Source organism: Desemzia sp. FAM 23990, from assembly GCF_045528485.1.
Taxonomy (GTDB): domain Bacteria; phylum Bacillota; class Bacilli; order Lactobacillales; family Carnobacteriaceae; genus Desemzia.
The window spans coordinates 16631-30728 of record NZ_JBGQQW010000037.1; the positions used below are offsets into that span (position 1 = coordinate 16631).

A 14098-nucleotide genomic window follows, 5' to 3' on the forward strand; every position below is an offset into this window, starting at 1 on the left:
TAATATCTCTTATAGATTACTTAGGAGGAAAAGCATGATGTTAGACCATTCAATATCGAACCAAATCGGTTCAGAAGCAGAAAAAGTCATTGTAGGAGGAGTAAACAGTCCCAGCCGTTCTTATAAAGCAGTGGGCGGAGGATATCCTGTAACAATGGAACGTGGAGACGGCGCTTATCTTTTTGATGTTGACGGCAACCGTTATATCGACTATTTAGCAGCGTACGGCCCTATCATTACTGGATTCAATCACCCACACGTGGTGGAAGCCGTTCAAAAAGCAGCAGAAACAGGTGTTTTATTCGGTACACCAACTAAACACGAAGTTAAATTTGCTCAAATGTTAACGGACGCGATTCCCTCAATGGACAAAGTGCGATTTACCAACTCTGGTACTGAAGCAGTGATGACAACGGTTCGTGTAGCAAGAGCTTACACTAATCGCGAATTGATTGTAAAATTCTCTGGTCAATACCATGGACATTTTGACTTAGTATTGGTCGAAGCTGGAAGTGGTCCTTCTACATTGGGAACCAACAGTTCTGGCGGAGTGACAAGCGGAACTTCAAGAGAAGTCATCACTGTTCCTTATAATGATGCCGAAGCCTATAGAGCTGTTATGGACAAATGGGGAAATCAAGTAGCGGCTGTTTTAGTCGAACCGATCGTAGGTAATTTTGGTATGGTTGCTCCAAAACCTGGTTTCTTAGAAGCTGTAAATGAAATCACTCATCAACACGGCGCTTTAGTCATTTATGATGAAGTTATCACAAATTTCCGTTTCCATTATGGAGCTGCACAAGATTTACTGGGCGTCATCCCTGATTTAACTGCCTTTGGTAAATCTATCGGCGGTGGACTTCCTATTGGTGCTTACGGTGGTCCTGTTGAAATCATGGACACTGTTGCTCCTCTTGGACCTGCTTATCAAGCTGGTACCATGGCAGGAAATCCTCTTTCGATGCAAGCAGGTATTGCTTGTTTAGAAGTTCTGCAAGAGCCGGGTATTTATGAAAGAATGGCTGATTTTGCTGAACAAATCAAAGATGCCCTTATAGCGGCTGGTGAGAAATACTCTATTCCAACAACCGTTAATCAAATCGGCGGCTCTTTACAAGTTTACTTCACTGACCATAAAGTAGAAGATTACAACGATGCGGTTGATACAGATACTGAATGCTATGGTAAGTTCTTTAAGGCTATGTTGGACGAAGGCATCAATTTAGCTCCAAGTAAATACGAAGCAATGTACATTACGATCATGCATACTCAAGAAGATATCGATGAAACAAAACGTGCTATAGATGCAGCTTTTTCAACTTTATAAAGATAGATTCCTTTGCTCCAATTATATTATTGCAATTACACCTTTGCAAAATGGTCTACCTTTGATATAATAGGTCAATTATAGGAAATGATTATAACGAAATGAAGGGACTCATTTTTAATGAAAATTGGTGCTCGTACGTTTAAAACCGGCCTTGCAGTTGCGCTTTCTTTGATGCTTCCTCCGCTTTTGGGTATTCCACAAGGCAGTATTTTAGCTGGTATTGCTGCTATTTTTGCTATGCAGCCTTCCCCTAAGCGTCAATGGGTGCAAGTTCGAAATCGAATCTTAGGAAATACAATTGGCGGTATAGTAGCAGTTGTCTTTACACTGTTATTTGGAACACATTATGTGATCGTCGGATTTGCTTCAGCCATTTTAATTGCAATATTACATCAATTAAAATTTGATAATGTTATTGGGAACGCAGTGGTGACATTGATTGTCATTAGTTTTACCACAGCTGATTCATTCATTATTGCAGCTGCTTTACGAGTTTTGGCTACTATATTAGGAATTATTATTGGAACACTTGTAAACACACTGCTGTATCGTCCAAGATACGAAGAAAGGTTATTTCATTTAATGGATTACACCGCATCTGAGATCATGAAGTGGATACGGGCCAGCGTACGAAAAAATACACAATTTACCATTCTAAAAAAGGATTTAAAATTTATTCAGTCTGAAATCAAACGAATGGAAAATTATCTGTCGATGATGAAAGAAGAAAGTACTATTACACTTTCTAAAGAAAAAAATATTCGAAGACTTCGTAAAATGGCTGTGTACAGACAACTGATCAGAACAACTAACTCAGCGTTTGATTTAGCACAGACACTACACAGTTCAGAAAATGTGTTCAATCATTTCTCTTCTGATTTGCGCATCTTGATTCGCGAACGGTTAGAGGTTTTGTTGAGCGGTCATGAACAGATATTGTTAAAATTTAATGGACGTGTTGACCCTGAAGGCGTAAACTTTATTGCTTACAAGTCTTCCCTTCGAAAAGAATTTATGAGTACATTCTTTAATGAAGCGAAGATGGAGTCTTATATGCATGATGATTATGGAGAAAGCAATGCCGTTATTCATATCATGTCAGATATCCTAAGTTATGAAGAAAATCTCATCCTTCTCAATCGATTGGTTACCAGCTATAGACACTATGATTGGTCAAAAAGCGAAGAGATTGAAAATATTCGAAACATTGAACAATAAAAGCTTGATTCGGCAATCATTGCCGAATCAAGCTTTTTTAGGTGTATTTATTTTTATCCGCTTTACTGTATTCCTGAAGTCGTGTCAACAGGTACAATTAGCTGTTCCATAAACAGTTCAGACATTAATTCTTCACCTTGAGAATTTAATAAAGTGCCATCTTCTTGTAAAACAGTTGTTAATTCAATATTTTCTGCTGTGAGTCTTTCTGTATATGCCGCATGCAGATCAAACACGGGCATATTATTTTCTTCTGCTGCTTCTATGCCACTGTTCGTATATTGAACGTAATCCAACATACGAGAATTCAGACTATTTCCAGCGCTATTAGTTGGATGGGGCGAGACTAGTACTACTAAAGTATCCGGAAGAACTTCTTGAATTTGAGTAACGTTTCGTGTTAAATAATCTTTTGAATCCTCTAAACTAACGTCACGGACTTGGTCTCCCAACGCTGGTATCATAAAGAACACTACTGCAGCATTCGTTTCAGCTAACTCTTGAGCCTTATTTGTAATGTACAATTCATATGAATCGGTCTCAGATGCTGTAAGAAGTGTGCTTTTAACCTCCAGATTTAATTCAGTTTCTAGGGTATTTACCGTGTTTCCAGTCCAAGATTCTGTTTCTGGTAATTGTCCATAAAAAGCAATGGCTATTTCTTCATTCTGTGTTCCTATGTATTTCAAATAATCCAAAACGGATAACTGCTCACGTTTCTCTTCATAAGTCGCTGGATCAACAGTTTCAATAGTTCCTTCTTCATTGTCTGCTGTTTCTTCTTTTTCTGCTGCAGTTGAAGTAGCGTGTATCAATTCTTCTTGCTGTTTATCGGAATAACTATATCCTAAATAGACAACTGCTACAGTGAGAAAAAACAATAAGACAACCATTAAGATGCCTTTCTTTTTCACACTTTTTCACTCCTTAATTTTAATTTCAATTGTTATTATAGCATACAAAAACAGGTCACCATCACTAATTTCACGTTGACATGACCTGTTTCTATTTTTATCCCATTTTTGGAATACTCTCACAATCAGCAAAAAGACCTATTCTTTATGTGATAATTGGCGGTACCGTTCATACCAAATGTCCATGTAGGCCTGTGAAAAAGGACCTTTTCCTTCGTTGATCCAGTCCACAAGAATTTTCACATTTTCTTTTAGTATGTGATCAATATCTTCAGGATACTGCCATTTACGACTATGGTCTTCATACTCATCTACATCCAACAACCGTTTCTCGCCGTCTGGAAATACTTTGATATCTAAATCATAATCAATATATTTTAACCCTTCTTCATCAACAAGAGCTGGTGAGGCAAGGTTGCAATAATAAGATACTCCATTGTCACGGATCATTGCGATGATGTTGAACCAGTATTTTTTATGAAAATAAAGAATAGCAGGTTCTCTAGTTACCCATCTTCTACCATCTGCTTCCGTTACTAAAGTATGGTCGTTGCATCCAATCAAAGATTGATTACTGGTTTTTAGTACCATAGTATCTCGCCACGTGCGATGTAAACTGCCGTCGTGTTTATAGCTTTGGATTGTGATGTACTCTCCTTCTTTTGGATGATGCATCGCTAACCCAACTTTCTTTATCTCAAATAACTTAGATGAGATTTTTACTTTACCACGAGTATGAAAACACACTCGAATCATTAAATAGTATACCATAACCTTTTTAATAAAGTAAAAAAAACGTTGGATAAACAAACTTTTTTATTTGCTGACATTTCACCGTAGTCATGTCAGCTGAGTGCCTAATTTTTTTCAAATCTCTTCTTATAAGCTGCCCACATTTTCATTTGCGGTCCTGGAAAAGTGTATTGGTCAAAATCTTCTGGATTTACCCAAGAACAGTTTTCTGGTAGAGAATTGTCCGGTATGGTATTTATTTGCTGCCCATAATACAACGCCATATACCATTTAAGATGGCTGAAGATATGGACCTCTCCTGCAAATGGTTCTTTTATCAGTACAGGTTCCAACCTATATTTCTCTGCTAGCTCTTGTGTTACATCTAACGTATGCTGTTTTACTTTTTCAGCATCCTCTAGTTTGACCAGCTTACCACGCACAAAAAAGTCGCTTAAGCTTTTTTCTTCAATCAATGGAAAAGTCCACATATTAGCCAATAAACCATTTGCAGGGCGTTTTTCCAACAGAAATTCTCCTTTAGCATTTTGAATGATCATTCCTGCATAATAAAGCGGTTTAGCTTTTTTCTTTTTACTCTTAACTGGATATTTCTCCCATGTTCTATTGATATAGGATTGATTAAACTCTTTCACCGGACTATTTTCTGGATGGTAATTCTTAGGCGTACAAATAGTGGCCCCCAGATCCATTAATGCTTGGTTGAAGTCGCCTGGTTTATAAGGGTCGATGATTTCTCTTAAGATATCTTCAAATATTTTTCGATTGGCGGGAACAGCAATATCTGCATCAATTTCAAATAAACGACTCAAGATCCGCATGATATTCCCATCCACAGCGGGCTCTGGCAGTCCGAAAGCCATACTGGATATGGCTCCAGTTGTATAGGGACCAATCCCTTTTAATTTGATAATTTCTTTAGGGTCATTTGGCATTTTCCCATCATAGTCTTCCATAATCTGAATAGCCGCTTTCTGCATGTTTCGAACACGCGAATAATATCCCAATCCTTCCCATGCTTTCAATAGAGTATCTTCTTCTGCGTTGGCTAAAGCTTCAATCGAAGGAAAAGTACGCATGAAATTTAAATAATAGGGGATGACAGTATCGACCCGCGTTTGCTGCAGCATAATTTCAGATACCCAAATACGGTATGGATCATTATTTTTTCTCCATGGCAGATCTCGCTTTTCAATATCATACCAACTCAGTAAAGTTGCTCGGAATCGCTCGATTTTCTCTTCTGACCACATTTTTATCCCATCAATCACTCTTGCTTCATGGTTGTTAACTGCTAACTTATTCATTCGTCTTCTAATTCCTTTTCTTCTATAAATTGATTGATCAAATCACCATTGAAACCCTTTTGGTAAAGACTAGCTTTGACCTTTTGAATTTTTTTACTTCCTTCAAGTTTAGATTGTTTTCGCCAAATTTTCTCACCTTGTTTTTTCAGCGCTTCGTATTCATCGTCTTCATCTTTTTCAGTATCCACTTGATTTAATATTTCGGTTATTTCATCATTGTTAAACCCTTTTTGCATCAGACCTTGTCTGACTTTGTTAGTTGTCTCTTTAGAAGAACTTCGCTTTGTCCGTTTAAGGACTTTTTTAGCAGCTGCTATCCCGTTTTCAACTCTTTGATCCATAGGGTATTCCAGCAGAGCTTGCTCAATGACCGTTTCTTTTATACCTCGCTTTTTCAATTCTTGACGGATATTGTATGGACCTTTTCCATTTAGATTAGCCGCCGTTCTTGTGTAGCTTTCCGCATAAGTGAGATCATCAATGTACTTCATTTCTTTCAATTTTTCAATCACGTTTATAGCTGTTTCTAAACTAAATTCATGTTTGACTAGGTCATCTCGTACTTCTTTTTCTGACCGCAATGAATAACTCAAATAGTTCACTGCACGAGAAAATGCCTTACTGAAATTATCTTCCTGTTCCAGTTGTTGTTGGAACTCTTTCGTGACTTCCATTCCTTTAAACAGAACATGTTTGACTAATACTGCTTCGTCTACTGGGAATGCATATTCTTCATCTAAATAAATGTTGTATCTGCCTTTACGTTTTTGTGTTTCTATTTTAGTAATTTTAGGGACAGATTTATTTGAATTTGATGGTTGCTCATTTGGTATCAATACCAAAGCCCCCACCTCCTAGCTCTTATTTATTTCTCTTATAATAGCGTACCTCAAACAAACGTTCGAATCAATGATTTTCATTCTAAAAAAAGTCCTTTTATCTAAAAGAAACTGCTCATCCAGGAAAGTATTTTCTTGGATGAGCAGTTGGTTGCTCTCTAATATTTTGTGTCTTCGAATCCACAGAATGCGTCTACTGGAGATACGCCTTTGAATTCAGAACGACCTAACATTTTGTCGACTAAAGCTTTCATTGTAAATTCCTTACTGTCATAAGCATTGATGTATGTTTGTACTTGAGGCACATCAGCCAAATGGAACGGAGATTGCAATGAAACAAAGATTGTTGGTACTTCACGTATATAAAATGGAATGTCTGGAGTACCTTTTGATGCTGGCCATTGAATACGTTGGTCAGTATTTGGATTAACAACAGCTAAATTAATGATCAAGTCATAATTTTCTGTTAATTCAGAAATCGGACGTTTTTGTGCGTATACATTTGCTAACGCTGCTTTTCTCTCTTCTTCAGGCATCTTCATAATTTTTTCTTCAGCAGATTCTCAAATCGTTACTTCGAATCCTTCCGCTTCAAGCATTTCTTTCATTTTATCAGATGGCTTACCAGAATCACCGATCATAGCACCAAACCCACCTTGAGTCCCTTTAACGTCTACCAACAACACACGTTTGTGCGAGTTTGGAGAAACCGGGAAGATGTTTTCGTTGTTTTTAACCAATGTAATGGCTTGGTCAGCAACTTCTTCAGCGATTTTTTTATTTTCTGGAAGACCGATTTTTGCCATTGCTTCTTCTTTAGTAGGAAGCAATGCTGTTTTGGCTTTTTTGTGCAAACCTAGAGCAGCTTTTGTTCCTAAAATACGAGTCAACGCTTCTTGTAAACGATCTTCAGTGATCACACCATTTTTGTATCCATCCATCATCCATTGGAAGTCTTCATCTGGATCATTGAAGAATAAGAACAAGTCAGAACCAGCAGCAATAGAAGCTGGAAGCATATCTTTCCGTTTCATAGCACCTGTTAAAGCAACCATGTGACTTGCATCAGTAACAACTAATCCATTAAAGTCCATTTTGTCTCTTAATAAATCAGTCAAAATGTATTTGCTTAAAGTAGCAGGAAGATTTGCTTCTTGTACAGTAGCTTCTGGATTGAAATGACGAACATAAGCAGGTAATGAAATGTGACCAGCCATGATAGATGGTAAACCAGCATCAAATAATGAGCCGTAAACTTTACCAAAAGTATTGTCCCATTCTTCTACAGAGTAGTGGTTAGGTGCAAATGATAAATGTTGGTCACGTTCATCTATTCCATCCCCGGGGAAATGTTTTGCAGCTGGTGCAATCCCACTTTCTTGAATTCCTCTCATATACTCTAAAGACAAATCAATCGTTTGATCCACATCTGCACCCAAGTACGAGTTGAGATGATTGGGTTACGCCAGTTGCGTAAAAGGTCAACGATTGGAGCAAAACTCCAGTTACATCCGATAGATGCTGCTTCAACTCCTGAAACACGTCCCATTTCATAGGCATATTTAGGGTCGTTTGTAGCAGCGATTTTCACTTCATGACCAATGTATGTTCCATCAGTACAAGCACCATTTCCACCTGCTTCAGTGTTTGCTGCAATCAACAAGGGAATTTTACTGTTTTCTTGCAAAATACGGTTTTGTTCGTATACTTCTTCTGCTGTGCCTGGATTATAACGAACACCTGCAATATGATAATCGTTTACTATACCTGTTAAATATTCTTCTGTACGGCTTGAACCCATATTGATAAATAACTGCCCAATTTTTTCCTCGTCCGTCATATTTGAAATAGTGTTTTCAACCCAGTCGATAGATTCAGCATCTAAATGATAAGGTTTGGCAGTTAAATCTACTTTCATTATTCATTCTCCCTTCAATTTGTAAAACGTTTTCTATTTCATTATAGAAGAAATTTCAGGATATCACAATACAAAACATAGTTTTATTATAATATTTATTATTTTATGATATATAAAAAGCTTGTTGGGCAGTAACTGCCCAACAAGCTAAATAAAAACACTCAGTTTTAATTATCGTTTAGCGTCTCTTTATTAGGATCATCCTCCACTATTCCATATATTGGACCTCTGTCTACTGAACCATCTAATAAAGGATCTTCTTCATTTCCTAAGATTGTTTCTTGTTCAGGTCTGATTTTTTTAGCTTCTTTGACTTCTGAGGTCTGGTCATGAGAAGAACTCTCATCTCTTGCTTCAACAATCGCATCATCTATGCTCGTTACCGGATTGTTTAGACTATCGTTCAAAGCTTTATCTTCTTCAACAATAATAATGTAGTTTCCACTTGTTAAGTCCTCTTCAAATTTAACTGCATCATGCATTTCAATTCCATATTGTTCTAAAGTGGCTTCCTCATTTGAAGCAGAGAACATACTTTTGAATCGATTCCATGTTGATTTGTCTTCTACCGTCGCTACTTTATCTACTTGTACCGAAGTCAGCTCTTCTAAATTTTCCCGATTTCTCTGATTGGTGATGATAGTAATATCTCCCGATAAATAGTAACTTTCGTTCAATAACCGCCGCACTGCTTGTATGGTTTCTTCTATTGAAGTGTATGAACCTTCTATTCTTTTTCCCATAACCATCCTCCTTGCGTTCCTTTAATTAGCTGGTGGTAAATTCTCCCCCATCTACATGCAACACTTGTCCGGATACATAACTTGAATCGGAACAAGCTAAGTATACATAAGCTCCTGCTAATTCATAGGCTTTGCCTGGTCTGCCGAAAGGACCACTTTTACCCCAAGTTTTTAATTTTTCTTCATCAAATGTAGCAGGAATCATTGGTGTCATAATTGGACCTGGAGCTACTCCATTTACTCGAATTTCTTTCTCTAGGATTTCAGGATGTTGTGATAGTGATCTGGTAAAACTGACTATTGCCCCATTTGTAGCTGAGTAATCAAGGAAAAGAGGATTTCCTTGATAAGCTGTAATAGAAGCGGTGTTGATAATGGATCCTCCTTTTGGCATATGAGGATAAACAGCTTTTACAAAATAATACATGCTGTATACATTGGTACGGAATGTCCGATCAATTTGTTCAGCTGTTACATCTTGCAGTTTTTCTTGAACATGCTGTTCACCTGCGTGATTGACATGAACATCTATTTGCCCCCAAGCATCTGCTACTTGTTTTACAACATCTTTTGCGAATTCTTCATTTCCTACATCACCTTTAAAGGCTAACGCCTGTACCCCAATTTCTTCCAAACGATTTTTGGTTTTGTCAGCATCCTCATCGTTTTCGTAATAAACGATCGCCACATTTGCGCCTTCTTTTGCAAATGCAATCGCTGTGGCTTGGCCAATACCGCTGTCGCCACCCGTTACAATCGTATTTTTCCCCTTTAACTTTTCTGCGGGTTTATAGTTTGGGTCCTCGACTTCAATTTCTTGTGGAACATCTGCCGTAGCGTCACTCATCAGATAATCTTTTTTTGGCTCTTGAGATCTTAGCTCATCATTTGACATATTCATTTCCAACCTCTCTAACTTTAATGGATGTTTCTTTTTAATGGATGCATTTTTATAACTATTCACCATAAAGATATCAAAAAGAAGGGTTAGATACAAAAAAGACGCTCGAAAATAAGGATTCTACACTATTTGATGTTGGTAAGTAGAAAATACATTTTTTCAACTCTAAACCGATTAGAAACTCATTTTCTAGAAATTTCTGGAGGAATATCGGGTTGCATAGCCATGAAGAAAGATGCAAGTCTTGAGCCACGGTTTAAACATCAAGGCTAATACTTCCTTGATGAAAAACACACTTTGAACATCAAGGATAAAACTGCCTTGATGAAAAATTCGCTTTGAACATCAAGGCTAATACTTCCTTGATGAAAAATACGCTTTGAACATCAAGGCTAATACTTCCTTGATGAAAAACACGCTTTGAACATCAAGGCTAATACTTCCTTGATGAAAAACACGCTTTGAACATCAAGGCTAATACTTCCTTGATGAATAACACGCTTTGAACATCAAGGCTAATACTTCCTTGATGAAAAACGCACTTTGAACATCAGGCTAATACTTCCTTGATGAAAAATTCGCTTTGAACATCAAGGCTAATACTTCCTTGATGAAAAACGCACTTTGAACATCAAGGCTAATACTTCCTTGATGAAAAACGCACTTTGAACATCAAGGCTAATACTTCCTTGATGAAAAACGCACTTTGAACATCAAGGCTATAAATTCCTTGATGAAAAACGCACTTTGAACATCAAGGATAAAACTGCCTTGATGAAAAATACGCTTTAAACATCAAGGCTAATACTTCCTTGATGAAAAATACGCTTTGAACATCAAGGCTAATACTGCCTTGATGAAAAACGCGCTTTAAACATCAAGGCTAATACTTCCTTGATGAAAAATTCCGTTTAAACATTAAGAACAAAATTAGCCGGCTTGATTCGGTTAAATAACAAACTTAAATCAGCCAATAAGCTGCATAATAAAATCTCTACCTTTTAGGAGTCAGCACCAAGGTGTTCACATGATTTTCCATCAGCAGCCCCATAGGTCGGAGGAAATTTCTTTACCAACATTAGAAGATGAAGAACCAAAATAAGGTACAGAATCTCTCCATAAGATAAAAAAAAGAAGCTAGAACATTTTGGTTCTAGCTTCCCGTTTGCTTTATATAGTTAACTGTATATATTTTTAAACGATTCTTTTAGTTCTTTCTTTCGTCATCTTCGATCGTTTTGCCGCCAGCATCTTGGTACTCATCGTTGTAATAAGCATCACTTTCTGGTTGTTCTGTGTTTTCTGAAGGTGATTTTTCTTCTTTTTCTTCTGCATTTAAAGGTGATAGTGCGGGTTTTTCAGTAGATCCTTCAGTATAGCCGGTATTTACTTTATCAGGATATTCATGCGTTCCTTCATCTAAAGTAACGCTTGTTTCATCGCCTGTTAATTGCGGTGCTTGTTCATCATCCAAACGATTATTATTTTCATTGTTATTCATAATATCCGACTCCTCGCCTTTATTATCTTTTAATGCATCGTCAAAGTGTTTATCTTCTCGAGAAGATTGAGCTTTGCTGGGATCAAAAGTCTCCTTGTCGCCAGGAGCAGGCTCATATTCTTCTTTCATTTCTTCTCTAGTGTTTTCTACTGACTCATCCTGGTGATTGGAGACTTTTTTGATGTCACTAGATCCATTATCTTCAGCAACATCTTTGATATTTTTTGGCACTTCTTTATTGACCAATATTAGAATCTCGCCATTTCTCAATGCTTCATTATGCCTTTGAGCTTCTGCATCCTCAACACCATATTCAGTCAGTGGACTATGAGACTCATCTACATCATAATTGCCAAAGCTCAACATCTCTTTAGCTTTATCCCAGAAAGACAATCCTTCGTTCGGATCAACTGCATCAACTTCAATTAATGACATATCATCTAATTCTTTTTGATGATTAGAGTTGTTATCTGTAATAACAACAATTTCCTCTCCCTTGTATCCTTCATTCAACAATCTTTCTACTGCTGCTAATACTTCTTTTGAGCTTTGATAGGTTCCTTCTATTTTTCTTTGCATGCTTCTCACGCTCCAATTTATTTTAGAAACTAATTGATTGTTTGATCATAAAACAGTTGTCCTATTTTCAAAATAATCATATCAAAAACCTTTAGTCTGTTCAAAGAAGATGACTTACAACACCAATACAAGTTGCATCTCTGTTCAGTGTGGAGGACGCCCTTTTTATTTTTTTATCTTGGAAAGAATAGGTAGTAACACATCTTTTTACTTTTGCGTTATTAAAAATGTAAGCAGTCATGACAACCTTACAACACTAATTAAAGGAGGAAGACCACATGCAAAAAGAATGGAGCAAAGGAGCTATCGAAGTCTATTTTGAAGATATTGAGAACGAGGATTTTATTCGTCGAAGCTACCCAAATATTATTGCAGATGTAAATGAATCTCAAGTAGCTGAATTTACAGATGCTATCGAATCTTTGTCTGAATTACCGCTAGGACATACAGTAATTGTAGAAGAGTATAAATATACTCGCTAAACCAACTCAACTCATTAAAAGGAGGAATAAACAATGACAAAAACATTAGAGCTAAAATTCAGCACCAGTGCTGGTAAAACTAAAACAATGAGTGTGAAAGACCCTATTCTCGATCTATCCCCAGAAACTGCTCAACAAGCTATGGATAAAATCATTCATTTGAATATGTTTGATATAGATGGGGTTAATCCTTACGCGGGAAGACTTTCTGCTCGTTATGTCGAACGTATCTTAACAGATATTTTTGAAACTGAATAATGACCATTTGTTAAAGAAATAATAAGTCCTGAATAAACTCGTCCCTACAACAGGCTGGACCAATCAATATTGGTCTGGTCTTTTGTCTTTAAAAAGCTGCTCTAAGCTGATTTACTTTATTGCTTATATGAACAGGAGGAAATTATGACATATCCCATAGAAAAGCAACTTCTTAATCTCAAACAAAAACCGTTAAAAGACATTCGCTTTATTATCGCCCACGAATCAGGAAACCCAAAAAACACAGGGCCAGACGCTTTAAAAAATGAAATCCAATATATGTCACGTAATGCTAGGGAAGGCGGAGCCTATACAAGTCATTGGGTTGGAGCTGGAGGAAAGATCGTCCAACTGGCTCAGACAAATCTTATGCAATACGGTGCTGGTGCAAATGCCAATCCTTATGCTTACGCTCAAGTTGAACTAGCCCGCACAACGGACAAAGAACAATTTAAAAAAGATTACGCTGCATATATCTGGCTATTGAGAACACTGGCTGCGCAAGCTTCTATCCCTGTAACATTGAATACGGGAAAAACACTTAAAGATAAAGGGATTAAAACTCACCATTGGGTAACCCAACATTTAGGCGGAACCACTCATACAGATCCAGACAATTATTTAGCTGGTTTCGGAATCTCTTTAACTCAGTTTGCCGCTGACGTTGAAAAAAAGACAAAGCCTAAAGAAGAACATATTGTTGATTATCTCACCCATATTGTCAAAAGAGGCGATTCGCTTTGGGGAATAGCAAAAAAATATGCTACTACAATCAGTTGGTTAAAGACTGTCAACCAGCTCCCTTCTGAGGTGATTTATTTAGGTCAGGAATTAAAAATCACCCAACAACAACTGACATTGAATAAAACGCAGATTATCCAACAAATCCAACGGACTGTCGGCACTTCGCCTGACGGTTCAGCCGGGCCTGATACTAAAAAAGCGATTCTTCAATTGTTTCAACGGGCTGTCGGTTTATACCCAAGCGGTATCTGGAGCGGTGAAATATCACAAACGGCTCGTGCTCTTTTACCGAATGACGAAGGTTGGGACGTTTACGCCGTCCAAGCAATGCTTTATTGCAAAGGATATACCAATGTGGGCTCCTTAGATAAAAAATACGGTCCTAAAACAACTGCCGCCATCAAACAATTCCAAAAAGATCACAATCTGAAAAATGACGGCAATTGCGGTCCTAAAACTCAAACAAAACTTTTTAATTATTAAATGTCACTAGTGTTGCATAAATATAGTCAGAATATTCTGAATTATTATTTTCTTGAAAAAAGTAAAAAAAATCGAATGCTTACGCAAAGGATGACTATTTCCAGAAAATTTTGCTTATTTAGCTGATT

Annotated in this window: 12 protein-coding genes and 1 pseudogene; 5 read left to right on the top strand and 8 right to left on the bottom strand. The window is 37.2% G+C overall.

The window, feature by feature from the left end:
• Positions 1–34: 34 nt before the first annotated feature.
• Both ACEN4I_RS12650 and ACEN4I_RS12655 read left to right on the top strand, forming a co-directional pair.
• The gene (locus ACEN4I_RS12650; RefSeq protein ID WP_407103212.1) at positions 35–1327 is read left to right on the top strand and encodes a glutamate-1-semialdehyde 2,1-aminomutase; all 1293 of its coding nucleotides are present in this window, start codon (positions 35–37) and stop codon (positions 1325–1327) included.
• 120 nt (positions 1328–1447) lie between these two features.
• The gene (locus tag ACEN4I_RS12655; protein WP_407096945.1) at positions 1448–2548 is read left to right on the top strand and encodes an FUSC family protein; all 1101 of its coding nucleotides are present in this window, start codon (positions 1448–1450) and stop codon (positions 2546–2548) included.
• A 62-nt stretch (positions 2549–2610) separates the two neighbouring features.
• Here ACEN4I_RS12655 and ACEN4I_RS12660 read toward each other — a convergent pair whose 3' ends face one another.
• The 8 genes and pseudogenes from ACEN4I_RS12660 to ACEN4I_RS12695 form a co-directional block, all read right to left on the bottom strand.
• Positions 2611–3462 carry an SGNH/GDSL hydrolase family protein gene (locus ACEN4I_RS12660; protein ID WP_407096944.1) on the bottom strand — a complete coding sequence of 284 codons (852 nt, stop codon included), beginning with the start codon at positions 3460–3462 and terminating at the stop codon, positions 2611–2613.
• Positions 3463–3600: 138 nt separating this feature from the next.
• Positions 3601–4137 (bottom strand): DUF402 domain-containing protein, encoded by a 537-nt coding sequence (locus ACEN4I_RS12665; protein WP_407096956.1) that lies wholly within the window; start codon positions 4135–4137, stop codon positions 3601–3603.
• Positions 4138–4319: 182 nt separating this feature from the next.
• Entirely contained in the window at positions 4320–5522 is a 1203-nt protein-coding gene (gene mutY, locus ACEN4I_RS12670) for an A/G-specific adenine glycosylase (RefSeq protein ID WP_407103211.1), read from the bottom strand.
• Positions 5519–6364, bottom strand: coding sequence for a recombination regulator RecX (gene recX, locus ACEN4I_RS12675; protein WP_407096942.1), 846 nt, complete (start codon positions 6362–6364; stop codon positions 5519–5521). The genes mutY and recX overlap by 4 nt, the downstream gene beginning before the upstream one ends.
• Positions 6365–6519: 155 nt before the next feature.
• Positions 6520–8279 (bottom strand): annotated as a pseudogene (locus tag ACEN4I_RS12680) (glycoside hydrolase family 3 protein).
• 167 nt (positions 8280–8446) lie between these two features.
• Positions 8447–9022, bottom strand: coding sequence for a general stress protein (locus tag ACEN4I_RS12685; protein WP_407103210.1), 576 nt, complete (start codon positions 9020–9022; stop codon positions 8447–8449).
• A 25-nt stretch (positions 9023–9047) separates the two neighbouring features.
• Complete coding sequence (locus ACEN4I_RS12690; RefSeq protein WP_407096940.1) at positions 9048–9923, bottom strand: SDR family oxidoreductase; 876 nt, start codon at positions 9921–9923, stop codon at positions 9048–9050.
• Between the two features lie 1207 nt (positions 9924–11130).
• The gene (locus ACEN4I_RS12695) at positions 11131–12003 is read right to left on the bottom strand and encodes a general stress protein (protein WP_407103209.1); all 873 of its coding nucleotides are present in this window, start codon (positions 12001–12003) and stop codon (positions 11131–11133) included.
• Between the two features lie 278 nt (positions 12004–12281).
• On the opposite strand from ACEN4I_RS12695, the gene ACEN4I_RS12700 reads away from it, so the two are divergent.
• The 3 genes from ACEN4I_RS12700 to ACEN4I_RS12710 all read left to right on the top strand — a co-directional run bounded on the left by ACEN4I_RS12700 (position 12282) and on the right by ACEN4I_RS12710 (position 13970).
• A complete protein-coding gene (locus tag ACEN4I_RS12700) occupies positions 12282–12485 on the top strand; it encodes a hypothetical protein (RefSeq protein ID WP_407096938.1) in 204 nt (67 codons plus the stop codon).
• A gap of 33 nt (positions 12486–12518) precedes the next feature.
• Positions 12519–12743, top strand: a complete 225-nt coding sequence (locus ACEN4I_RS12705; RefSeq protein WP_407096937.1) for a DUF2922 domain-containing protein — start codon at positions 12519–12521, stop codon at positions 12741–12743.
• A gap of 144 nt (positions 12744–12887) precedes the next feature.
• Positions 12888–13970, top strand: coding sequence for a peptidoglycan-binding protein (locus ACEN4I_RS12710; protein WP_407103208.1), 1083 nt, complete (start codon positions 12888–12890; stop codon positions 13968–13970).
• Positions 13971–14098: the final 128 nt, after the last annotated feature.

Coding starts and splice junctions, on each gene's coding strand:
- ACEN4I_RS12650 (WP_407103212.1), top strand. CDS start 35: ATGATGTTAGACCATTCAATATCGAACCAAATCGGTTCAGAAGCAGAA.
- ACEN4I_RS12655 (WP_407096945.1), top strand. CDS start 1,448: ATGAAAATTGGTGCTCGTACGTTTAAAACCGGCCTTGCAGTTGCGCTT.
- ACEN4I_RS12665 (WP_407096956.1), bottom strand. CDS start 4,137: ATGCATCATCCAAAAGAAGGAGAGTACATCACAATCCAAAGCTATAAA.
- mutY (WP_407103211.1), bottom strand. CDS start 5,522: ATGAATAAGTTAGCAGTTAACAACCATGAAGCAAGAGTGATTGATGGG.
- ACEN4I_RS12685 (WP_407103210.1), bottom strand. CDS start 9,022: ATGGGAAAAAGAATAGAAGGTTCATACACTTCAATAGAAGAAACCATA.
- ACEN4I_RS12690 (WP_407096940.1), bottom strand. CDS start 9,923: ATGAATATGTCAAATGATGAGCTAAGATCTCAAGAGCCAAAAAAAGAT.
- ACEN4I_RS12695 (WP_407103209.1), bottom strand. CDS start 12,003: ATGCAAAGAAAAATAGAAGGAACCTATCAAAGCTCAAAAGAAGTATTA.
- ACEN4I_RS12700 (WP_407096938.1), top strand. CDS start 12,282: ATGCAAAAAGAATGGAGCAAAGGAGCTATCGAAGTCTATTTTGAAGAT.
- ACEN4I_RS12705 (WP_407096937.1), top strand. CDS start 12,519: ATGACAAAAACATTAGAGCTAAAATTCAGCACCAGTGCTGGTAAAACT.
- ACEN4I_RS12710 (WP_407103208.1), top strand. CDS start 12,888: ATGACATATCCCATAGAAAAGCAACTTCTTAATCTCAAACAAAAACCG.